We start from the raw sequence: 21,838 nt of genomic DNA, 5'->3' as shown, positions 1-21,838 counted from the left end.
CTGCCGAAAGCAAGCACCGCGCGGAACGCGGGCAGTGTCGGCGGTAGCACCTCTGTCCCATTCGGCGAGCAGATATCGTGCAGCGCTAGCCATGCAACCGTGGTAATCAGCCGCGTATCTCCATCTGACCGTTTGAAATGCCGCAATGAGCAAGAGCGACGGTGCCCCGAATCGCCGGCACTCCGAAAACTCGGGTTCTGCTCTTTTTCGTACCCCGTTCAATCGGCTAATATCAGCCCTTTAAGCCCCTCACAGGGGCTTTTTTTATTAGAACTTTATGCAATTAATGGTTGACAAATAACATAATTCCGATAAAATAAGTTGGTATAAGAATAGGAACGGGATATACGAAGCTTCTGCTTTCGTCCGAGCCTGAAGGAGAGATCAAGCGATGATACAAATCAAGCATGTTCGCAAAACCTTCAAGCAGCGCAGCAGCGGATCATTTACCGCTATTGACGATGTTTCGCTGACCATCAGAAAAGGCGAGTTCGTGTCTCTGCTCGGCCCCTCGGGCTGCGGCAAGTCGACGGTGCTCAACATGGTGGCCGGGTTGGAAGGCTATGATGAAGGTACGATTGAAGTGAACGGGACGAAAGTGACCGGACCGGGCTCCGACCGCGTCGTCGTTTTTCAGGAGCATGCGCTGTTTCCTTGGCTGACCGTGCTCGACAATGTCGCCTTCGGCCTTAAGCAGAAGGGCATTCCGAAGAAAGAACGGTACGAGCGGGCGATGGAGCAGATAAAGACGGTCCACCTCAGCAAATTTACCGACCGTTATCCGCACGAACTGTCCGGAGGCATGAAACAGCGTGCCGCTATTGCACGTGCCCTTGCCATGGACCCGGAAATTCTTCTCATGGACGAACCTTTCGCAGCGCTCGATGAACAGACTCGCCTCATTTTGCATAAAGAATTGGAAGAAATCTGGATGAAAACGGGAAAAACGATCCTGTTTATTACCCACAACATCCGTGAAGCCGTTATTTTGTCCGACCGCGTTGTCGTCATGTCGACCCGCCCCGGAACGATCAAGAAGGAATTCGCCGTACAAGCCGCGCGCCCGCGCGACAATGCCGACTCCGTTATCCATCATGTCGAGAGCGCGATCATGGACGTTCTTGCCGAGGAACTCGAGAAAGTGGTAAAGGAGGAGATGGGCGATGAGTACAGCCTTAAGAAGAACGATTTTTCTCGTAATTCTGCTGATAGCGTGGGAGGCGGGATATAGAATCTTCGACTGGGGATGGAAATTTCCGTCTCTGTTCCAGACACTGGATGCCTTCCGTCTCGGGTTTATGGACGGGCAGCTTCTGGAGGCGACGCTGAGATCGCTCGGACGGCTTCTGACCGGGTTCTGCATATCACTCGTCGTAGGTACACTGCTCGGTTTCCTTTTCGCACGCTTCCGGTTTCTGGACGACACGCTCGGGTTTGTCGTCGTTGCCCTGCAGACGGTGCCGAGTATCGCCTGGCTGCCGTTCGCGATCATCTGGTTCGGCTTGACGGACACCTCCGTTATTTTCATCACGGCGCTCGGGGCCACCTGGACGATGGCCATGTCGAGCCGCACGGGGATTATGAACATCCCGCCGATCTACCTGAAAGCGGCCCAGACCATGGGAACGGGCAACGGGCTGCGGATGTTCTGGCAGATCATGGTGCCGGCGGCTTTCCCTCATCTCATCAACGGGGTGCGGGTAGCCTGGGCTTTCGCTTGGCGGGCACTGGTAGCCGGGGAACTGATCGCCAAAGGCGTCGGCTTGGGTCAATTGCTTCAACAGGGCCGCGATATTGCGGATACGGCACTTATGCTCTGTATTGTCATTATCATCGCCGTGCTCGGTACGATTTCCGACCATCTCTGCTTCAAAAAGCTGGAGGATAAAATTTTGCTCCGCTACGGTCTTGCCTCAAGCGGTAAATAAGCGAGAAATAGAAGAACACATAAAGGGGAGTTTACAATGAAAAAAACAGCTTGGCTGCTTGCGCTCATTCTGCTGGTCGGTACGGTGCTCACCGCATGCGGCGGCGGGGATTCCAAAAGCTCTGGCGGAAGCGGCGACGGCAAAAAGCCGGAAACGGTCCGCGTCGGTATTTTCAAAAACGTTACGCATGCCGCGGGTTATGTGGCGCTCGAAAATAAATATTTCGAAAAATATTGGGGCGAAGGCGTCAAAGTGGAAGTCACGGCTTTCGATAACGGTTCGGACTTTTCGACCGCTCTGGCTACGGACCAGATTGACCTCGGCTTCGTCGGTCCCGGACCGTCCACCAACCAATACCTGAAAAGCAAAAACTTCAAAGTGATCTCCGGTTCCAACAACGGCGGCGCCGTACTGGCTGTCCGTAAAGACGCGGGAATTTCAAGCGTGAAAGACCTTGTAGGCAAAACCGTCGCCATCCCGACACGCGGCAGTACGAACGAGATTTCGCTGCGCCTGCTTCTCCAGCAGGAAGGGCTGAAAGTGACGACGGATAAATCCGGCGTGGAAATTATCGCCCGCGCTCCGGCGGATACGCTGATCGCCATGCGCCAGAAAGAAGTCGACGCTACGCTTATTCCGGAACCGTGGGGAACGCAGATGGAGAAGGAAGGCATCGGACAAATCCTTGTGGATTGGGACAAAATCCCGCCGAACAACGGCAACTACCCGCTGACGATCCTGGTCGCGAGCGATAAATTCCTGAAAGATCACCGCGATATGGCCAAAGGTGCGATCCAGGCGAATATCGATGCGATTAACTTCATCAAAAACAGTCAGGATCAGTCTTACGATCTCATCAACAACCAGCTTAAAAAGCTGAGCGGCAAAGGTCTGGATAACGAACTGATCAAAGCGGCGCTCTCCCGTCTCAATCTGACTCCGGATGTGAGCAAGGAAGCGATTGAAGAAATGGCAAAAGTGTCGATCGACGCCGGCTTCATCAAGAACGTGAAGAAAGAAGAGCTGGATCTGAGCAAGTTCCTGGATCTGTCGCTTCTGGACGAAGTGAAAAAAGAGAAAAAGTAATTCTTGTGAAAAAAGAGTTTGGAAAAAGGACAGCCGGTTATCCGGCTGTCCTTTTTGATATGGGGGCGGGAGTCCGCTCCGTGACGCTCAAACGGCTTAGTTCAACAAGCTTAACAGAGCTAAGCATAGCATGGGCACAGTTCGGAACGTAAGGAACAGTAAGGACAGTACGATAAAGCGCGTAACAGCACAGCAAAGCCGGTACAGCATAGCACGGCGCGGTGCAGCGTAGTGCTATGCCGATTAGTCGAACTGGCAGCATCGCATAACACAGCCGGGCACAACGGCGGCAAGCTTAGGATCCGCCATGCTTGGCCCGCTAATAAGCTGGCCCGCCAACAAGCTCGGCCCCGTCAACCAAGCTTGGCTCGTCAACCAAAGCGGCCGCCAACCAAGCTCAGCCCAGCTCCCGGCCCAGCACGGCCTCGGCCGCCTTGCGGCCCGAGATGACAGCGCCTTCCATCGTCGCGAACATCGGCTGGCGCGTATAGTCGCCGGCAAGGGCGAGGCCCGGCACAGGCGTGCGCTGTTCGGGGCGGAGCCTCTCGCTTCCGGGCCGGACGGAGTAGAAGTGATCCGGTCTGCGGATCACCCGGTAATCCTTGGCCTTCGCGCGCAGGTCGAGGCCGAGCTTGTCCGCATCCGCGCACACCCGCTCGAAAACGAGATCATCCGGCATATCGATGAACTCGTCCGGGGGTGAGAGGATCATGGAGACGCGGCCGGGCAGGTGAGGGAACGTCGTGCGCGACTGCTCGCTAAAGCTGCCGATGCACGTGCCCGGCCCGAAGGTTACCCGGTCCTGAGGAAGGAGCGGCTCGCTGAGCTCCAGCTGAATCGTCACGTCGGGCATCGTCGGCAGTTCCTGGAGAGGCTGATACCATGCCTCTCCTCCGAAAGGCGGCTGGAGCAGCCGCTTGGCCGCCGAGATTTCCGTGGCGATGACGACGTGAGCGGCGCTCAGGGTCCCGCCTTCCTGCAGGGAGACGCCCGTGACCCGGCCGTCTTCAAGGCTGAGTCCCTCGGCCGGAGTGCTCAGGCTGATCCGGCAGCCTCTTTTTTCAAGTGCGGCGAGCAGAGGATTGATCATCACGTCGGTCATGCCGCCGTTGAATCCGCCGATCTGCATCTTGTAAAACTTCGGCACCCCCGGCGCAAACAGCCCGAAGAAGACGAGCGCGGAATAGTTCTCCGGCGGGAGGAACAGGACGCCGGACGTAAGCGGCCCCAGCACATGGCGCAGCGCCTCGTCCTTGACGCCGTGCTTGCGGGCGAATTCGGTTACGCTGTACGTATCCAGCTCCATTCGGTCCTCCGACAGCAGTTTGAGACCTTCTGCCACAAAGGGCATCAGGGAAGCTTTGTCGGCCGGAGAAATAATATCGTTATTGGTGAAAGCTCCCGCAATCGTTTTAATGGGGGACTTCAAAGGGGCGATTCCGAATTCTCCGGCCGTTTCCCCGTCGGGGAGCCGGATTTCGAACGTTTTTTCCCAAGTCAGCATGCTGTTCGGCTTAATCCGTGCTCTTTTCAGCAGACTCGGGAGGGCTTCATAAAATCCGATAAATTTATGAAAACCCGACTCGACTTCCATGCCGGAATCCGCCCAGTTCGATGTGCGGCCTCCGGCGAAAGGCGCCGCTTCTATAATATGTACGCGCTGCCCTTGTTCGGCGAGCTCAAACGCGCAGCTGAGGCCCGCGAGGCCCGAACCGACAATAAGCGTATCGAATTGTGAATCGTTCACGATCTCCACCGCCTCTTTTCTGTAAGTAAGCGGGGGACCTTGCCAAACCCGCATCTATACCCCTTTACCCAGGGGAAGAGCGGATTAATCCTCCCTGGGCTGCGGCGGCGTAAGCTCCGGGTACGGGATATTTTCATTGGGCGCTATCGGCTTATAAAGAAAACAGTTACCGGGAATCGTGAGATTGGGCTCGTAAACGGCTAATTTATTGAGGAAATAACAACTTTCCGGCAGATGATGATCCAGAAACCGCAGTGTCAGCCGGCTGAGAAGCTCTTCATCGACATAGATGTCGATTACTTTCACGACAAAATCGTAGAAGTTGACGATGGCCACCGCCACATCGGCCGCGAAACGGCGCTGAGCCGGGAAGCCCGGAGGAGTAAAGCGGAGATAGCCTCCCATGGCGCGGTTTTTGACCATATAAGCCTGGAAGGTGTTGGAATACCGTCGGGCTTGTTCCGACAATTCGATTTCTACGGGATCCAGATGGTCCCAGAGCAGAACGGCATGACCGAGCTGATCTTCCAGCCACATATCCAGCAGTCCGTACAGCGTCAATTCTTCCGCTTCGACGCCCCGGGTCCAGAACGAGAGCAGCCGGAGATATTCCTCGTTCTCGATTAACGTTCCGTTAAAGTAAGAGGGAGTCAGCTCCAGTACGATTTTGTTGCTTATCCGCAGGCTTTGGATATGTCCTTCGAACTGGTAGTAGCCGCTTGCGACCGGAAGAATATCCTGGGCCAGCTTGATCATCACCGGTGATGATACCGGAAGATCCTGCGGAGTCAGCTCGACTTGTTTGATAAGGCCGGCGAAGGCCTGGCGGAATCCGTTCGCCGTCTGGATAAGAGGCTGCTCGCTCGGTGCGAGGGCCTGCCATACGAAGGTCGCATGGTCATAAAGAATGCCTAGCCAGAAACGGTGCTCCGTCCATACGCTGAGCTTGGGTGTTTGGGCCACCGTAAAACCTCCCGTTCTTCTGTATGCCTGATCTATGAATGTATATGCGCGCACACCGCTGCGCCTTAAGATGTCTTCCTTCTATTAATTGGCGCTGGCCAGTGACTGCTCTTCTTTGCGGTTCTTGGCCGAAGGAGCGTTGGAGATCGGGCTCGGCGCTTTGTCATCCTGCCCGGAAGCCGTCATGGTGCTGGTTCCCTGGAAAACGCCGCCTTCCTGCATGATGAAAGCCCGGACCTGAATGTTCCCGATCAGCTCGCCGGTGCTCATCACGGTCAGTTTGCCTTTAGTCGCCACATTGCCTTTGACTTTGCCCGCTATCGTGACGTCCCGTGCCTGGATGGACGAATGAACGACGGCATTTTCCCCGATGACAATATCGCCCGCGCACTCGATGTCGCCAAGCACCTGTCCTTCGATACGAAGACTGGCTTCCGAAAGAATCTTTCCTTCGCAGACCGTGCTTTCTCCGATGATTGTGTCGGTCGTTTTGTTGTCCGTATTCCGTTTTTTATCGAATACCATGTCAGTTATCATCCTTTCGATCGGAAATGAGGTAAGGAGAGGGGTTGATTTTCGTGCCGTTTTTGTGGACTTCGTAATGCAGATGAGTCCCGGTGCTTCGCCCGGTCGTTCCGATGCGTCCGATAATTTGCCCTTTCCGGACGGTGCTGCCTGTCTGTACCTCCATTTTGTTCAGATGGAGGTATTCGGTCTCGATGCCTCTCGTATGATCGATGAGGATGTGATTCCCGTGCTGGGAATCGTATCCGGCGGCAGTGACCGTGCCGTCGGCAGCGGCATAGACGGGATCGTTCAGCTCGCCGTCGATGTCGAGACCGGTGTGCGCATTAGGCCGTCCGGTGAAAGGATCCTGCCTCACCCCGAAACCCGAGGTGACCGTGCGGGAATCCGCCGGCCAGATGGTGGGGGTGATTCGTTTCAGCCGGCGCGCTTCCTGCAGCTTGCGCTCGCTCTCCGTCAACTGGACAAGCAGACCGTCGATATCGCCGATCATTCCGGAGAGGCTGGACCGCGTTTGCGCCGCCAGTTCATTCATCTCGCGGGCGCCGACCGGTACTTCCGTGCCGCCGACATCGGAAGCGGGCGAAGGCGGGAGAGCGGTGCTTTTTCCGGAAGAAACCGCAGTGCCCGGACTTATCTTGTTCTCCAGCTTGCGGATTTCCTCCAGCTTGCTTTTGAATTGCTCGGCCTGTTTCGATAAATCGATCAGTTCGATCTGCAGCTTTTCTAGCTCCGAATCTTTCAGCATCAACTGTTCGTTAAGCTGTTTTTCCTGACCGCTAAACGTTTCGGTAAGCTGCTCCGTCGTGCTCCGGTGGCTGGTGTTCTGTACGTAGACGGTCAGGGAGAAGCCTAGGATGACAAGGGCGGCGGCGGATGGAACGGCATACAGGCTGATGCGGGGAACCCTGAAACGGACGACCCGCTTGTCGGCGCCGGGGATGAACATGAGCGTCAGTTCTTTCTTGTCCTCTTTGGTCTTCATGCGATGAACCTTCCTTTCGCGCGAAACCGAACCCCTACCGAATTGTATTCAGGACTTTTGGCGTACATGCCGCATAAATTCGGACAAATAACGGGCAAAGAGGCTGAAATGCCTGTTCTTACGCTAAAAACAGAATCTGAAAAAAATTGAGGATAAACGAAAAAGAGCCCCTGCCCTCCCCTTCTGAAGGAGAAGACATGGCTCTTTCATATGATGTGAGTATAGTGTGAAGTCCAGGATAGAAGTGCGTCAGCGGAGCAACTGCATGACGCTTTTGGCAAACAGGCTGGACAGACGCCGGCCGCTGCCTTTGCGGGTGTTTTTATCGCGCCTTTTTTCCATAAAACGGGTAAAATAGCCGTCCAGCTCGCTCAGAGAAGTCAATTCTTCCCCGTAGCCGTGCTCCGTGAAGTAGTGGCAGTTCTCTTCCTCCTGGCCCGGAATCGGATTATAGAAGAGCATCGGCACGCCTTTGATCATGGCCTCCGTGCAGGTCATACCGCCCGGCTTGGTGATCAGGAGGTCGGACACCTCCATGAGCTTGCCGATCTCCCGGGTGTACCCGAACAAATGGATGTTCGGATGCCGGTACAGGTCGTTCGACTGAAGCTGCTGGCGCGCCTTCTCGTTCGTGCCGAGGCAGAAAAGCAGCTGGACGCGGTCGCGCCACTGTACGATGCGCTTCAGCAGCTTCTCGTCGAGCAGCCCCCAGCCGCCGCCCATCAGCATCACGGTCGGCATATCCCGGAGTCCGAACTCCAGGTAAATCTCATCGACCGAATACTGCTCGCTGATGCTCGGGTGAACGGGCAGGCCCGTCACTTTAATTCTGCGGGAGGAAACGCCTTTCGCCACAAGTCTGCGTTTGACGTCGGGAGCCGAGACGAAATACCTGTCCACTTCCTCGTTGATCCACGATCCGTGGGCATCATAGTCCGTCAGCAGCGTGCAGAGCGGGATATTAAGCCCATGCTGTTTTTTCAGGCGCGACACGATCAGGTTCGGAAAAGGATGGGTACAGATGATAATATCCGGCCGCAGCTGTTCGATCACGGCTTCCGCCTTCCGGTAGAAAATCCGGTGCAGGGCAAGCTGTAAAAAACAGTTCAGCGGCTTTTTCGACTGGGAGCGGTAAAGCTTCCCGTACAGCTTCGGCTGGGAAACGACTGTTTTGCGATAAGCTGTAAAGATCCAGGGTGCTATCGTCGGATGAAGAAACGCACCGAGTTCCAGCACGCGGATGATCAGCCCGGGATTCGTGCTGCGCAGAGCGGACGCTAATGCGTGAGCCGCCTGGGTATGTCCGGATCCGAATCCTTCCGAAAGGAGCAGAATTCGTTTTTTTCTCAAGAAACCTCACCTTTCCTTAATCGACAAAATAGCCGGGAAGCGCGCGTGCAGGCTCTGAATTCTGGATGGAAGTCTGGCACCGGATCGGGCATTCTGTATTCGGAGGTCAGCGTTGCTCCGCCTCTCTTTTCTTATCTGTGTAGCATTTCCGGCAGACGGGAATGTAGCTCTCGTTGCCGCCGATCTGGATTTGCTCCCCGTGAAAAATAGGAACGCCATCCTTGCAGCGCATGTTCATCGTAGCTTTTTTATCGCAATACCAGCACACGGTTTTGATTTCCTCGATTTTATCGGCGATGGCGAACAAGCTGGCGCTGCCTTCGAAAAGCTGACCCATAAAATCCGCCCGCAGCCCGTAGGCGATAACCGGTATATTAAGGTCGTCCGCGATTTCGGCAAGCTGCTGGATCTGTCCGGCATTCAGAAACTGAGCTTCGTCGATCAAAATGCAGTTCGGCCGTTCTTTGGCCGCCAGTTCTTTCATATTTACCCCGTCTTGAATAACGATGGCGCTTTTCTGCATGCCGATGCGGGAGGCGACGGTGCCGACTCCGCTCCGGTCATCCACCGAGGGGGTGAAGAGTAATACTTTCTTACCCTGTTCTTCGTAGTTGTGAACAGTGCGGAGCACTTCAATGGATTTGCCGCTGTTCATGGTTCCGTACCGGAAATATAATTTAGCCACAGGTGTCGTCCTCTCTGTTACCAATAAACCATCAGGTATATGCTATCATAGCATGTTTTATGCGTCAGAAAAAAGGGCATGGATGGAAGCCGGATCCAAGCGCTGGAGGAAAGTGGAAAAACCTGTCTTTTTGTGTAGATAACTTCCTTGCGGCAAGTTATGATAGAACAATAAAGACACGGCCGCTCGGGACGGGCGGGCCTCCGTTCAGCGGAGCGGTACCGGAAAAGAGAGGCAGGATGAAGGCGGAATGAAGGCCGTACGGGAAGGCAGACGGAAGAGCAAACGGTGGAAAAGACGGTTGTACGGCGCCATGTTCTGCATGGGAGCTATTCTATTATATATAGTAGGAATGAGCGGATGGATTCATTATGTGGGAGAGAATTCCCGCGGTACCGAGAGTGACGCGATCATTGTTCTGGGTGCGGCCGTCTGGAACGGAAAGCCCAGCAACGCGATGAAAGAGCGGCTGGATATCGCGGTCGAAGCCTACCGCGGCGGGCTGGCCAAGAACATTATCGCAACGGGCGGAACGACGACAAGCGAACCGACGGAGGCCAGTGTAATGCGAAGCTACCTTGTCGGCAAAGGCATCCCAGAATCGGCGGTCTTTCTGGAGGATGAATCTACTTCCACGATAGAGAATCTGGACAACAGCCGCAAGATCATGGAGAGGGAGAAGTGGGAGACGGCGATTATCGTGACGCACGGCTTTCATACCTACCGGTCCCTGCTTATGGCAAAGAGTCTAAACATGAACGTAACGGCTGAGCCGGTCCGGATCAAACCGGTGGCGATCTACTATTATACGCTGCGCGAATGCGCCGGAATTACTTATTTTATGGGCGAACGCCTGTTAAAGACGATAGGGATCGGCTAAATCTCCTTGTCCAAACACAAACATTTTAAGGGTAAGTCCATGTTAACTTTCGGATTTGAAAATATTGTAAACTAACATTAAATGGTAGATTTGTAGATTCGTAAAAATCGAAATTTTTCCGCGGAATCTCTGAGTTTCAAGCCCTGTCCAGTGTTTCCCATCAAAATTTTTTTTCAACCCATAACCTTTTTTTAAATTGCACTCTAGAAAGTCTAATGTTAATATAATAGAAAAATATCGAGGCGAATCGCTAAAAGATTCGGTTTTTGGGCAAATACAGGCGAATTTGGCAAGTTACGCGCGTATTTCCGGACTTCACCCCTTTAATGCAGGCATGGAAACGATGCTGTACCCAAATAAACAAGAGGAAAGGTTGCACAATCATGAACAGAAACGCTTCCCCTTCCAAACAAGGTTTGTACGATCCGCGGTTCGAGCATGATGCCTGCGGGATTGGTTTTGTTGCGAATATAAAAGGCAGGCCTTCCCACGAAATCGTCGGGCAGGCGTTGAATGTACTTTGCAATCTGGACCACCGGGGCGGCCAAGGCAGCGAAGCCAATACGGGTGACGGAGCCGGTATCCTGCTGCAGATTCCGCACGGTTTTCTGACCAAGGTTTGCTCCGAGGAAAACATTTCTCTGCCGGAAGCCGGAACTTACGGGGTCGGCATGGCTTTCCTCCCGCAGGAGCTGGAAGCCAGACAGCAGTGCGAGCGCATCGCGGAGCGGATTATCAAGGAAGAAGGCCAGCAGTTCCTGGGCTGGAGAACGGTGCCTACCGACAACGCCACCCTCGGCGAATCGGCCAAAGCTTCCGAGCCTTTCGTGCGTCAGTTGTTCATCGCCCGCAGCGGAGATATCCAGGACGAACTGAACTTCGAACGCAAACTGTATGTCATCCGCAAACGGATCGAGAATGAAACCCGCGCTCTGGATAACGCACAGCTTTACTTCCCCAGCTTATCCAGCCGAACCATCGTATACAAAGGCATGCTCACGCCCGAGCAGGTAGACGCTTATTACACGGAACTGCAAGATCCGTCCTTCGAGACGGCTATGGCCCTCGTTCACTCCCGTTTCAGTACCAACACTTTTCCAAGCTGGGAACGCGCCCACCCTTACCGCTACGTCATCCACAACGGTGAAATCAATACCCTGAGGGGTAACGTTAACTGGATGCACGCCCGCCAAGCAATGATCCAAACTGATTTGTTCGGTGAAAATTTCCCAAGTCTGCTCCCGATTGTCGATACCGACGGTTCCGATTCTCAAATTCTCGATAACACGCTCGAATTCCTTACGCTTTCCGGACGTTCTTTGCCGCACGCGGCCATGATGATGGTACCGGAGCCGTGGTCCAAGCACGAAACGATGGATCCGGCAAAACGCGCCTTCTACGAATACCACAGCACCCTGATGGAGCCGTGGGACGGTCCTGCCGCGATTTCTTTCACGGACGGCCGCATTATCGGCGCCCTGCTTGACCGCAACGGTCTGCGCCCGGCCCGTTATTACATCACGCATGACGATCTCATCGTCCTATCGTCCGAAGTCGGCGTGCTCAGCATCGAGCCGGAGCGCATTGCACGCAAAGAACGCCTGCAGCCGGGGCGCATGCTTGTCGTCGATACGGTGGCGGGGCGCATTCTGACCGATGAAGAGATCAAAGGACAGATCATTAACGAGCAGCCTTACCAGGAATGGCTCAAGAAGCATCTCGTTTCCATCGGGGAACTGCCGGAAGCCGCTTCCGAGCCGCAGCCGGCTCACGACCTGCTCGTTCAGCGCCAGCAGGCATTCGGATACACCTTCGAATACCTCCGCAAGTTCTTGGAGCCGATGGCCAAAACCGGCGTCGATCCGATCGGTTCCATGGGCTACGACGCGCCTCTGGCCGTTCTGTCGGAACGCCCGCAGCTTCTTTACAGCTACTTCAAGCAGCTGTTCGCTCAAGTAACGAACCCGCCGATCGACTCCAATTTCGAGGAAATCGTCACGGCGCAGGAAACGACGATCGGTCCGGAGCGCAACCTGATCCGTCCGGAAGCGGAGAGCTGCCGTCAGATCCGTATTCCGACTCCGATCATTTCCAACGAGGAACTGGCGAAGCTGCGTTACATCAAGCGTGAAGGCTTTAAATCCGTCATTCTCAAGACGATCTTCCAGGCATCGTCGGGAAGCCAAGGGCTTGAGCGGGCGATGGAAGAGCTCTATACGGCTGCCGATGAAGCGATTGCGGACGGAGCTACCTTCCTGATCCTCTCGGATAGAGGCATGGACGGGGAACAGGCGGCCATTCCGGCCCTGCTGGCCGTTGCCGGCCTGCATCATCATCTGATCCGTCAGGGAACCCGAACCAAAGCAAGCCTGATCGTCGAGTCCGGCGAACCGCGCGAAGTGCATCATTTCGCTCTGTTGCTGGGCTATGGAGCGGGCGCGATCAACCCGTATCTCGCTTTCGAGACGCTTAAAGATATGATCGGCAGCGGTCAAATGAGAGATATCACGGAAGAGAAAGCTTCCTATAACTATATCAAGGCCTCAACCAAAGGGGTTGTCAAAGTCCTTGCGAAAATGGGGATTTCGACCATCCAGAGTTACCGGGGCGCGCAGATTTTCGAAGCGGTCGGCCTCAGCCAGGAATTCGTGGACCGGTACTTCACCTGGACCTATACGCCTGTCGAAGGCATCGGCCTCGACGGAGTGGCTCAGGAGACGCTGCAGCGCCATCAGCGGGCTTATTCTCCGCGTGACGGACGCGACCGCGTTCTGGATGCCGGCGGCGAACTGCAGTGGCGTCAGGACGGCGAGGATCACGTGTTCACGCCGGAAACGATTCACTCGCTGCAGACCGCGGTGCGGAACAATGACTATTCCATGTACAAAAAATTCGCCGAGCTCATCAATCGTGAGTCCAAGAAAGCGGCTTCGCTGCGCGGCCTGCTGAAGCTGAAATCGGACCGCTCGCCGGTTCCGGTGTCGGAAGTCGAGCCGATCGAAGCGATCTTCAAGCGGTTCAAGACCGGCGCCATGTCTTTCGGTTCCATCAGCAAGGAAGCGCACGAAGCGCTCGCCATCGCCATGAACCGTATCGGCGGCCGCAGCAACACCGGCGAAGGCGGGGAGCATCCGAACCGCTTCACGCCCGATGAGAACGGCGATCTGCGCAGAAGCTCCATCAAGCAGGTAGCTTCCGGCCGGTTCGGCGTAACGAGCAATTACCTCGTCAATGCCGACGAGATTCAAATCAAGATGGCCCAAGGCGCCAAGCCGGGAGAAGGCGGGCAGCTGCCGGGCAAGAAAGTATATCCTTGGGTAGCGGAAGTGCGCGGAACGACGGCCGGCGTCGGCTTGATTTCCCCGCCTCCGCACCATGACATCTATTCCATCGAGGATCTGGCGGAACTGATCCACGATCTCAAGAATGCAAACCCTCAGGCCCGCATCAGCGTGAAGCTCGTTTCCGAAGTCGGTGTCGGCACGATCGCGGCCGGCGTGGCCAAGGGCAAGGCGGACGTTATCCTGATCAGCGGCTACGACGGCGGTACGGGCGCTTCGCCGCAGACGAGTATCCGCCACGCGGGACTTCCTTGGGAGCTGGGCCTGGCCGAAGCTCACCAGACGCTCATCCTGAATAACCTGAGAAGCCGCGTCGTGCTGGAATCCGACGGCAAAATGATGACCGGCCGCGACGTGATCGTCGCAGCGCTGCTGGGAGCCGAGGAATACGGCTTCTCCACGGCTCCGCTCATCTCGCTGGGCTGCATCATGATGCGCGTGTGTCACCTCGACACGTGTCCGGTCGGCGTAGCGACGCAGAATCCGGAGCTTCGCAAGCATTTCATGGGCGAGCCGGAGCATGTCGTGAACTTCATGCACTTCATCGCGCAGGATGTCCGCGAAACGATGGCGGAACTCGGCTTCCGCACGCTGGAAGAGATGATCGGCCGTACCGAATTCCTGGCCCAGGAAGAAGAAGCGGGCCACTGGAAGCTCGAAGGCCTCGATCTGAGCCCGCTGCTTCACCAGCCGGAGATGCCGGAAGAGGTCGGCCGCTACAACCAGATGCAGCAGGATCACGGCCTGGAGAAATCGCTCGACATGCGCGAGATTCTTCCGCTCTGCAAGCCGGCGCTGGAGTACCAGGATCACGTCCGCATCGAGCTGCCGATCAACAACACGAACCGTGTTGTTGGCACGATTCTCGGCAGCGAAGTGACCCGCCGTTACGGCGCGAAGGGGCTCCCGCACGACACGATCCGCCTGCATTTCAACGGCTCCGCAGGTCAAAGCTTCGGCGCATTCGTGCCGAAGGGCGTGACGCTGTCGCTGGAAGGCGACGCCAACGATTACGTCGGCAAGGGATTGTCCGGCGGTAAAATCGTCATCTTCCCGCCGAGCGAATCGACGTTCGTGCCGGAAGACAACATCGTCATCGGCAACGTGGGCTTCTACGGCGCTACCGACGGGGAAGCGTACATCCGCGGTATCGCGGGCGAACGCTTCGCTGTCCGCAACTCCGGCGTGCGCGTCGTTGTCGAAGGCGTGGGCGACCACGGCTGCGAGTATATGACCGGCGGACGCGTCGTCATCCTCGGCAAGACCGGCCGCAACTTCGCGGCAGGTATGTCCGGCGGCGTAGCTTACGTTCTCGACGAGGACGGTACGATGGCCAGCCGCTGCAACACCGAAATGGTGTCGCTGGAGCAGGTAGAAGAAAGCTATGAAATCAACGAACTGAAGCTGATGATTCAGCATCATGCAACCTTTACCGACAGCTCGATCGCACACCGCGTGCTGAGCCGTTGGGATGAATATATCTGGAAATTCGTGAAAGTCATTCCGAAGGATTATAAACGGATGTTCGATGCTATCGAGCGGATGAAGAGATCCGGACTGAGCCAGCAGGATGCCGTTATGAAGGCGTTCGAAGAAAACACGCGCGATCTGGCCCGTGTCGGCGGCAACTAATTCATAACGAGCAGGACAGATTCTAAACGATGGAGGAAGCGCAATGGGAAAACCTACCGGATTTATCGAGTTTCAACGCGAGCTGCCCACCGAGCGCGCCCCTCTGCAGCGGATTCAGGACTGGAAGGAATTTTACAATAAAAATTCCGAAGAGAAACTGCAGGTTCAGGGAGCACGCTGTATGGACTGCGGCATTCCGTATTGTCATACAGGCAAAATTATTGCCGGATCAACGACGGGGTGTCCGGTAAACAACCTCATTCCGGAATGGAATGACCTCGTCTACCGCGGTCAATGGCGCGAAGCCCTTGACCGGCTCCACAAGACGAACAACTTCCCGGAATTCACCGGCCGGGTCTGTCCCGCTCCATGCGAAGGCTCATGTACGGTGGGGCTGATCGATTCTCCGGTTACGATCAAGGACATCGAAAAAACGATCGTTGACCGCGGTTTCGAAGAAGGCTGGATCGTACCGGAACCGCCGAAAACGCGTACGGGCAAGAAAGTCGCCGTCATCGGCTCCGGTCCGACCGGACTCGCGGCGGCGGCGCAGCTCAACAAAGCGGGTCACACCGTGACCGTTTACGAGCGTGACGACCGGATCGGCGGACTGCTGACCTACGGCATCCCGAACATGAAGCTCGAGAAGCATCTCGTGCAGCGCCGGGTTGACCTGCTGGCGGCGGAAGGCGTTAACTTCGTCACAAATGCGGAAATCGGCAAAAATGTGCCGGTCGATCAGCTGAAGGACGAGTTCGATGCCGTTATTCTGGCTATCGGCGCTACACGTCCCCGTGAACTGGATATTAAAGGACGCGAGCTTAAAGGCATCTACCCGGCGATGGAGTTCCTGTATAAGAACACCAAGAGTCTGCTCGATTCCAACCTGGCCGACGGCGAGTACATCAATGCCGAAGGCAAAGACGTGATCGTCATCGGCGGCGGCGATACCGGTACCGACTGCGTTGCGACCGCTGTGCGCCACAAAGCGAAAAGCGTTGTGCAGTTCCAATACCGCGAGAAGCCGCCGGAAACACGTGCGGTGAGCAACCCTTGGCCGGAATGGCCGAAGGTTTACAAGCTGGAGTATGGTCACGAGGAAGCGAAAGCCGTCCACGGCAAAGATCCGCGTGAGTACCTGACGCTGAGCGAAAACTTTGTCGGCGACGAGAACGGCAACCTAACGGGGCTCAAAACCGTCAAAGTCCGCTGGAGAAGCGATGACCAAGGCCGTCTCGTGCCTGAGGAAGTGGAAGGCAGCGAGAAGGTTTACCCGGCTCAGCTCGTTTTCCTGGCAATGGGATTTGCGGGACCCGAGCAGAATTTGCTTGACCGGCTTGGCATTGAAAGAGACGTGCGTTCGAATGCGAAAGCACAGTACGGCAAGTACAAAACGAACGTGGAAGGCATCTTCGCCGCAGGTGACGTACGCCGCGGACAGAGCCTTGTCGTCTGGGCCATTAACGAAGGACGGGAAGCGGCACGCGAAGTGGACCGTTTCCTGATGGGCAGTTCGAACCTTCCGTAAGGAAAAATAAAAAAAGGAGCCATTCGGCTCCTTTTTTTGCGTTTACAGGTTAACGGCCTGTTTGCCGCTGTAGTCGGATATGACCTGCGGAACTTCCGTCAGGGAAGGCAGCGTGAAGAAGGCGCCTTGCGGCGTTGCGGTAATATCGACGATGTTATATTTCCACTCCAGCTGGGCCGGAATGTGTATGGCATTGATTCCCGCCTCGATGGCAGGGAGGACGTCGGTCCGTACGGAGTTGCCGATCATCCAGGTGCGTGCGCGCTCGAATTGCTGGGTATGAATAAGAGTTTCCATAAATTCGCGGGTTTTGTGCAGCGCTACGAAAATCCGTTCACCGAAGTAGCGGTGAAGCCCGGCTTCCTGGATCTTGCGCATCTGGATCGTTGCGTCGCCGCCCGTGTACAGGTACAGCTCATGCCCCTGATCCGTCAGGGACTGAAGAGTCGTGTCCATCATCGGATACGGTTCGATCGAATGTTCGTAAACGCTGTTGCCGAGCTGATAAAGCCACTTTTCTTCTTCTTTCTGAGGAGTTCTGGCGTAAAAATCGGAGTAAAAATGATACGTTTCGATAAATGACTGCGGAAAACGTTCCGCTTTGAAACCATGGATTTCCACACCCGCCAAATCTATTTCAAGCTGTTTGTGTTTAATGTCTTCATCCGTAAGGCGATGACCGGCGAACCAGGTCAGCATCGTATCCACGAACTGCTGAATCACGACATTAAAATATTTGTTGCAGTGAATGAGGGTGTCATCCAGATCGAACAAAATGGTTTGTCTCATGTGCCTTCTCTCCTGGTCTCTGTAGATAGGTTTAACGATTATTATACCATGTCCGGATTAGATAACCCAGCTTTACAAGGCAACGTGATCGGCTTATGTTTATAGGGTCCGAATAGTGGATTAAGAGTACGTAAAACCTAAAGATACGGCAATCCCGGCCGGCAAGGGCCGGTCATGGAATAGAGAAGGGGGAGAACCGGCCAATGCTGTGGGTTGTCATTGCGCTGCTGTTATTTATTTTCCAAATCGTCACGATCGTGGTGGTGGAATTCCGCAACCCGACCAAGACGGTCGCCTGGCTGATGATATTGTTTATCCTGCCGGTCATCGGATTTATTATGTACTATTTTCTGGCCAAAGAATACTCGCAGCGGCGCAACGTAAGACGTAAAAACCGGCGGGTGCTCGGGGAAATGCAGCGGGAAATGCGCCGGGAGCTGGAGAACACGAAAAAAGGCCGGGATTATCCCGTCCCCAGCATTGTCAAAGAACCGCGGCTGTTCGGGCTGCTGAGCAACATTCCCAGCTCGCCGATCACCCGTAACAACGAGGTGGAGGTGCTGACCAACGCAGAGGCGGCTTACGAGGCTATGTTCGAGGCGATGGAGAATGCGAAGCACCATATTCATTTTGAATTTTATATCGTGCGGCACGACGACACCGGTAAAAAATTTCAGGAACTGCTTATCCGCAAAGCGCGCGAGGGCGTTAAAGTGCGCGTCATTTATGACGGAATCGGCAGCTACAAGCTTGCCTCCTCGTATATACGCGAATTGGTCGAAGCCGGAATCGATACCTACTGTTTTCTTCCGGCCTTTATCGCTTTTTTCGATAAACGGATGAACTACCGCAATCACCGCAAAATTATTGTGGTGGACGGGACGGTCGGTTTCGTAGGCGGCATCAACATAGGGGACGAATACCTCGGGAAGCATCCGGTCCTCGGGTTTTGGAGGGATACACATCTGAAGCTGGTAGGGGATTCGGTGTACTATTTGCAGAGTACCTTCCTGTCCGATTGGGAATTTGTTTGCCGCCAGAAGCTGGTGGATACGAATTTTTTTCCGGAACACACGTGTATTGGCCAGAAACCCGTTCAAATCGTGGCGAGCGGGCCCGATGCCCATTGGGACTCGATTCTGGAATCCTATTTCGGCGGAATTACGACGGCAAAGAAGCGAATCTATATTACGACCCCTTACTTTATCCCCGATGCCAGTCTGATGATGGGGCTTAAAACGGCGGCCATAAGCGGCGTGGATGTGAAAATCATTTTTCCGCAAATTCCCGATTCCTGGATTGTCCATTACGCTTCCCTGTCCTATATTCATGAGCTCATGCAGACGGGAGTGAGGTTCTATCAGTACCAGCCCGGATTCGTCCATGCGAAAGTCACCATCATTGACGATTTGTTCGCCACCGTGGGGACCGCCAATATGGATATGCGCAGCTTTTACAGTAATTTCGAGCTGAATGCCATCCTGTACGACAAAGAATCGATCGAGCGGCTGGAGCATGATTTCCTGGAGGACCTAAAAAACAGCAAGCGCATCATCCTGTCGGAGTTCGAAAAACGCTCCCGCTTCCAGCGCGGCAAAGAAGTGCTGGGAAGATTGCTGTCGCCTTTGTTCTAAGAGGCAAGGCACATGTAAAAAGCCCTGTTTCACTTAAAAGTGAAGCGTGGCTTTTTTGGTGTGTATGGAGATTGGGCATTACGACGAGAGCTTTACAGGCAATTTGGATAACAGAATCAGGAGGAGGTTGGGAGTCAGGCCCGCAAAAGCGACCAGGTTCAAGAAAATCAGGGGAACGGGAATCGGAGTCATTTCCATTAGAACAAGAACCGCAGCCGCAGCCATATAAATCAGAGTGGCGAAATAGGAATAGAAAAAAGCTTTAGACCGGATCGCTTTCATCCGTTCATCCGGTTTTTTAAGGAAGGGGGATAAATAAATGCTGCATGACATGTTCATCAGAATGCATATAACGAAGATTATGGTGGGCCAAAAGGTAGGTTGATCGGCATCAAGCAGAGGGAACATTCTAGTCAATATCAGCAGCGAAAAGAACAAGCCAAACAGCATGAACGTTCTGCCCTTTAGTGCCTCTTTAAAGTTCATGGCAGCCATCGCCTCCATATTAAAGGTTGTTTAAATCAATAAAACACTATTGTCGAAATCCATAATTAGCAGTTAATGTATGTTATTATTTTACCTCATAATCGCAGCCATTGGAAAAGAAAGTTTGGAAATTCTACATTCATGCCAAAAAGACCTCCCGCCAAACAGAGAGAGGTCTAACTCGGTCCAGACGGACCGCCGCGCTATTCCAGATGAGAAAGAACGGCATCCAGGTTCTGCGGAGGCACCTTCTCGATCAGGTCTCCCATCCGCTTGATTCGATCGACGATAATATGCAGGGTAAAATCCCTCGGATCAGAGCGCTGCTCGACTTCTTTCCACAGAAGCGGGGTGGAGACGGTGCCGGGCATTTTAGCCCGCGGCGTATAGGGAGCGGACAGCGTTTTGCCGTACCAGTGCTGCAGGTAATCGAAGTAGATGAGATCGCCGCGGTTCTTTTTCAAGCGCTCGATCGTAAACAGCTTCGGATATTTTTTGACGACGAAGGACCCGATAAAATAGCCGATTTTGCGAAGCTGCTCGAAGGTGTACCCGTGCTGGATGGGGACGTAGATTTGTACGCCGGTCGCTCCGGACGTTTTGGGCACGGACTGGATATGGAGGGAATCCAGCACCTCTCCGATCAAGTGAGCGGCTTCCATAATCCGCGGTTCGACTTCCAGGCTGGGGTCGATGTCTATGAGCCACTCGGCCGGCAGCGTCTCCCCGATGCGGTGAAACGAAGGATGAAATTCCAGGCAGGCGAGGTTGCCGAGCCAGATCAGCGTCGGAAGCGAATCCAAGTTCACATACCGAATGCCGTCTAGCGGAGCGAGATTCACGAAATCCGGAACGGGCTCCGGGGTGTTTTTCTGGTAAAACGATTTGTCGTGAATGCCGTGAGGGAAACGGATCGTCGTCAGATGCCGGTCCCGGCAATAGCGCAGCAAATAGGGGGACAGCTCAATCAGCTTTTGGAGGAAATCGAGCTTCGTAATTCCCGCCTCGGGCCAGAGGGGCTTTTCGGGGTTGGTAATCGTCAGTTCCTGCCCCTCGACTATGATCGTGCCTTTGGTCTTCTTGTACCCTGTGGGCATCCCGCGCACTCCTTCCGGACGTACAAGCATTTATACCCATTGTGGACGAAAAAGAGGCGGTCTATTCTTTGCAAGAGCGGCGTCTTTCCGGAGATCGCAAAGAACAAGGCCAGAAGCGGGATTCCGCGGAGAGCTTTTGGCAATAATGGAGGGTAAAAAGTACCGGAAGCGAGGCACCCTTACATGAATCTACCACCGGTTGTTCCATTCGAGCCGGTTTCCACGGATCAGGCGCCTTCGGGCGAGGAATGGATTGCGCAGTTTAAGTGGGACGGAGTCACCACCCGTTCCGCCAACTGCACCACTGTTTTAATGAACGGACGGTGCGATCAGTCTAACCATTGTGTGCTTTTGATTTTCGTCAAAAATAAACACCGCTCATGTTGAGCGGTGCATTGAACTAATTGAACTAACGTTCCCCGTTAGCGTATCTCTCTTAATTCCGGTCTCTTTTCGATGAAAACATAGGTTGGGGCGAAGTTGAACAAGAACGTTATTTCAGAAGCCTTCTACTAGTAATATTGTGAGTATAGCTCAAGCATATCATCAGCACAGCCAGCTATGATCGTATTTGCTTGTTCAGCATGTTTTACTGCCTCAGCGTAAAGTTGTAGATTAAAACTAACAGAAGCCATTATTAAATGCCATTCAGCGTCCGTAATTCCCGTATCAGAAACAGTTTGTAGCAGCCCATATGCTTGCTCAAATGGATTGGTCTGGTCGGAATAATCTTGCAGATAATTCAGTGCCCTTGCATATGCTAAAATCATTTCATATGACCATTGTTCCTGAGGGTACTGCTGCAGGATTGATTTTATTTCATTATAATTATCTACAAGCTTCATTATATCCATCTCTGCCTCAAGATCGTATATATAATGCATGTCAATCATTCAGCATCACCTCTGGTTACAGTATACTAACAAACTAGACTATACGTTTTACCGGATTTAAGTGAACCATTAAGAAGTACAAGCATCATACTGCTCTTTTTATATTCATGTGCCAATTTTACCATTGTTGATCTTGATGCAAAAGAGGATTTCTTCCGATTTTTTGCATTCTGCCCGTTAGTTTGAGCAGGTTTGGATTAAATGATCCCATAAAACTCAATTTTCGCCGTCACTTGTGATAAGGTTAACGGGTCTATCGGCGAAAAATGCGAAGGAGCATGCTGCGGTG

The 21,838-nt window shown here is 54.1% G+C and carries 18 protein-coding genes; 8 read left to right on the top strand and 10 right to left on the bottom strand.

Going from position 1 to position 21,838, the window contains the following annotated elements:
* Positions 1–391 precede the first annotated feature (391 nt).
* The 3 genes from AC58P5_RS23665 to AC58P5_RS23655 are packed head-to-tail and all read left to right on the top strand — an operon-like array spanning position 392 to position 3,014.
* Positions 392–1,231: an ABC transporter ATP-binding protein gene (locus AC58P5_RS23665; RefSeq protein WP_497390985.1), complete on the top strand. Its 840-nt coding sequence runs from the start codon at positions 392–394 to the stop codon at positions 1,229–1,231.
* Positions 1,164–1,928, top strand: coding sequence for an ABC transporter permease (locus AC58P5_RS23660; RefSeq protein ID WP_497390983.1), 765 nt, complete (start codon positions 1,164–1,166; stop codon positions 1,926–1,928). Before AC58P5_RS23665 ends, AC58P5_RS23660 begins: the two co-directional genes overlap by 68 nt.
* A gap of 36 nt (positions 1,929–1,964) precedes the next feature.
* Positions 1,965–3,014, top strand: coding sequence for an ABC transporter substrate-binding protein (locus AC58P5_RS23655; protein WP_497390981.1), 1,050 nt, complete (start codon positions 1,965–1,967; stop codon positions 3,012–3,014).
* A gap of 397 nt (positions 3,015–3,411) precedes the next feature.
* Here the strand turns inward: AC58P5_RS23655 and AC58P5_RS23650 are convergent, their stop codons facing one another.
* From AC58P5_RS23650 to AC58P5_RS23625, 6 genes are all read right to left on the bottom strand, one after another.
* Positions 3,412–4,761, bottom strand: a complete 1,350-nt coding sequence (locus AC58P5_RS23650; protein WP_497390979.1) for a hydroxysqualene dehydroxylase — start codon at positions 4,759–4,761, stop codon at positions 3,412–3,414.
* Positions 4,762–4,845: 84 nt separating this feature from the next.
* Entirely contained in the window at positions 4,846–5,724 is an 879-nt protein-coding gene (locus AC58P5_RS23645) for a DUF2935 domain-containing protein (RefSeq protein WP_497390977.1), read from the bottom strand.
* Positions 5,725–5,808: 84 nt separating this feature from the next.
* Positions 5,809–6,249, bottom strand: coding sequence for a bactofilin family protein (locus tag AC58P5_RS23640; protein WP_497390975.1), 441 nt, complete (start codon positions 6,247–6,249; stop codon positions 5,809–5,811).
* 1 nt (position 6,250) lies between these two features.
* Complete coding sequence (locus AC58P5_RS23635; RefSeq protein ID WP_497390973.1) at positions 6,251–7,234, bottom strand: peptidoglycan DD-metalloendopeptidase family protein; 984 nt, start codon at positions 7,232–7,234, stop codon at positions 6,251–6,253.
* Between the two features lie 249 nt (positions 7,235–7,483).
* Complete coding sequence (locus AC58P5_RS23630; protein WP_497390971.1) at positions 7,484–8,584, bottom strand: MGDG synthase family glycosyltransferase; 1,101 nt, start codon at positions 8,582–8,584, stop codon at positions 7,484–7,486.
* 106 nt (positions 8,585–8,690) lie between these two features.
* Entirely contained in the window at positions 8,691–9,269 is a 579-nt protein-coding gene (locus AC58P5_RS23625) for a thymidine kinase (RefSeq protein ID WP_497390969.1), read from the bottom strand.
* 250 nt (positions 9,270–9,519) lie between these two features.
* On the opposite strand from AC58P5_RS23625, the gene AC58P5_RS23620 reads away from it, so the two are divergent.
* The 3 genes from AC58P5_RS23620 to AC58P5_RS23610 all read left to right on the top strand — a co-directional run bounded on the left by AC58P5_RS23620 (position 9,520) and on the right by AC58P5_RS23610 (position 16,650).
* Positions 9,520–10,149 (top strand): YdcF family protein, encoded by a 630-nt coding sequence (locus AC58P5_RS23620; RefSeq protein WP_497390967.1) that lies wholly within the window; start codon positions 9,520–9,522, stop codon positions 10,147–10,149.
* A 383-nt stretch (positions 10,150–10,532) separates the two neighbouring features.
* Positions 10,533–15,122 (top strand): glutamate synthase large subunit, encoded by a 4,590-nt coding sequence (gene gltB, locus AC58P5_RS23615; RefSeq protein WP_497390965.1) that lies wholly within the window; start codon positions 10,533–10,535, stop codon positions 15,120–15,122.
* Positions 15,123–15,165: 43 nt separating this feature from the next.
* Positions 15,166–16,650: a glutamate synthase subunit beta gene (locus AC58P5_RS23610; RefSeq protein ID WP_497390963.1), complete on the top strand. Its 1,485-nt coding sequence runs from the start codon at positions 15,166–15,168 to the stop codon at positions 16,648–16,650.
* 42 nt (positions 16,651–16,692) lie between these two features.
* Here the strand turns inward: AC58P5_RS23610 and AC58P5_RS23605 are convergent, their stop codons facing one another.
* Positions 16,693–17,439, bottom strand: coding sequence for an HAD family hydrolase (locus tag AC58P5_RS23605; protein ID WP_497390961.1), 747 nt, complete (start codon positions 17,437–17,439; stop codon positions 16,693–16,695).
* 203 nt (positions 17,440–17,642) lie between these two features.
* On the opposite strand from AC58P5_RS23605, the gene cls reads away from it, so the two are divergent.
* On the top strand, positions 17,643–19,073 hold the full coding sequence (gene cls, locus AC58P5_RS23600; protein WP_497390959.1) for a cardiolipin synthase: 1,431 nt from the start codon (positions 17,643–17,645) through the stop codon (positions 19,071–19,073).
* 78 nt (positions 19,074–19,151) lie between these two features.
* Here cls and AC58P5_RS23595 read toward each other — a convergent pair whose 3' ends face one another.
* Positions 19,152–19,559 (bottom strand): hypothetical protein, encoded by a 408-nt coding sequence (locus AC58P5_RS23595; RefSeq protein WP_497390957.1) that lies wholly within the window; start codon positions 19,557–19,559, stop codon positions 19,152–19,154.
* Positions 19,560–19,762: 203 nt separating this feature from the next.
* A complete protein-coding gene (gene ligD / locus AC58P5_RS23590; RefSeq protein WP_497390955.1) occupies positions 19,763–20,656 on the bottom strand; it encodes a non-homologous end-joining DNA ligase in 894 nt (297 codons plus the stop codon).
* Positions 20,657–20,839: 183 nt separating this feature from the next.
* Here ligD and AC58P5_RS23585 point away from each other — a divergent pair, with 183 nt between their 5' ends.
* On the top strand, positions 20,840–21,043 hold the full coding sequence (locus tag AC58P5_RS23585) for a hypothetical protein (protein ID WP_497390953.1): 204 nt from the start codon (positions 20,840–20,842) through the stop codon (positions 21,041–21,043).
* Between the two features lie 125 nt (positions 21,044–21,168).
* Here the strand turns inward: AC58P5_RS23585 and AC58P5_RS23580 are convergent, their stop codons facing one another.
* The gene (locus tag AC58P5_RS23580; RefSeq protein WP_497390951.1) at positions 21,169–21,549 is read right to left on the bottom strand and encodes a hypothetical protein; all 381 of its coding nucleotides are present in this window, start codon (positions 21,547–21,549) and stop codon (positions 21,169–21,171) included.
* Positions 21,550–21,838 lie beyond the last annotated feature (289 nt).

It is taken from the genome of Paenibacillus sp. JT31N7 (genome assembly GCF_059692095.1).
The sequence above is the reverse complement of the archived record's forward strand: the minus strand, read 5'-3'. Positions and strand labels throughout refer to the sequence as shown.

Excerpts from the sequence above, each read along its gene's own strand:
- cls (WP_497390959.1), top strand. The coding sequence starts at position 17,643 with ATGCTGTGGGTTGTCATTGCGCTGCTGTTATTTATTTTCCAAATCGTC.
- gltB (WP_497390965.1), top strand. The coding sequence starts at position 10,533 with ATGAACAGAAACGCTTCCCCTTCCAAACAAGGTTTGTACGATCCGCGG.
- ligD (WP_497390955.1), bottom strand. The coding sequence starts at position 20,656 with ATGCCCACAGGGTACAAGAAGACCAAAGGCACGATCATAGTCGAGGGG.
- AC58P5_RS23585 (WP_497390953.1), top strand. The coding sequence starts at position 20,840 with ATGAATCTACCACCGGTTGTTCCATTCGAGCCGGTTTCCACGGATCAG.
- AC58P5_RS23605 (WP_497390961.1), bottom strand. The coding sequence starts at position 17,439 with ATGAGACAAACCATTTTGTTCGATCTGGATGACACCCTCATTCACTGC.
- AC58P5_RS23595 (WP_497390957.1), bottom strand. The coding sequence starts at position 19,559 with ATGAACTTTAAAGAGGCACTAAAGGGCAGAACGTTCATGCTGTTTGGC.
- AC58P5_RS23610 (WP_497390963.1), top strand. The coding sequence starts at position 15,166 with ATGGGAAAACCTACCGGATTTATCGAGTTTCAACGCGAGCTGCCCACC.
- AC58P5_RS23640 (WP_497390975.1), bottom strand. The coding sequence starts at position 6,249 with ATGGTATTCGATAAAAAACGGAATACGGACAACAAAACGACCGACACA.
- AC58P5_RS23655 (WP_497390981.1), top strand. The coding sequence starts at position 1,965 with ATGAAAAAAACAGCTTGGCTGCTTGCGCTCATTCTGCTGGTCGGTACG.
- AC58P5_RS23635 (WP_497390973.1), bottom strand. The coding sequence starts at position 7,234 with ATGAAGACCAAAGAGGACAAGAAAGAACTGACGCTCATGTTCATCCCC.
- AC58P5_RS23660 (WP_497390983.1), top strand. The coding sequence starts at position 1,164 with ATGAGTACAGCCTTAAGAAGAACGATTTTTCTCGTAATTCTGCTGATA.
- AC58P5_RS23665 (WP_497390985.1), top strand. The coding sequence starts at position 392 with ATGATACAAATCAAGCATGTTCGCAAAACCTTCAAGCAGCGCAGCAGC.
- AC58P5_RS23580 (WP_497390951.1), bottom strand. The coding sequence starts at position 21,549 with ATGATTGACATGCATTATATATACGATCTTGAGGCAGAGATGGATATA.
- AC58P5_RS23620 (WP_497390967.1), top strand. The coding sequence starts at position 9,520 with ATGAAGGCCGTACGGGAAGGCAGACGGAAGAGCAAACGGTGGAAAAGA.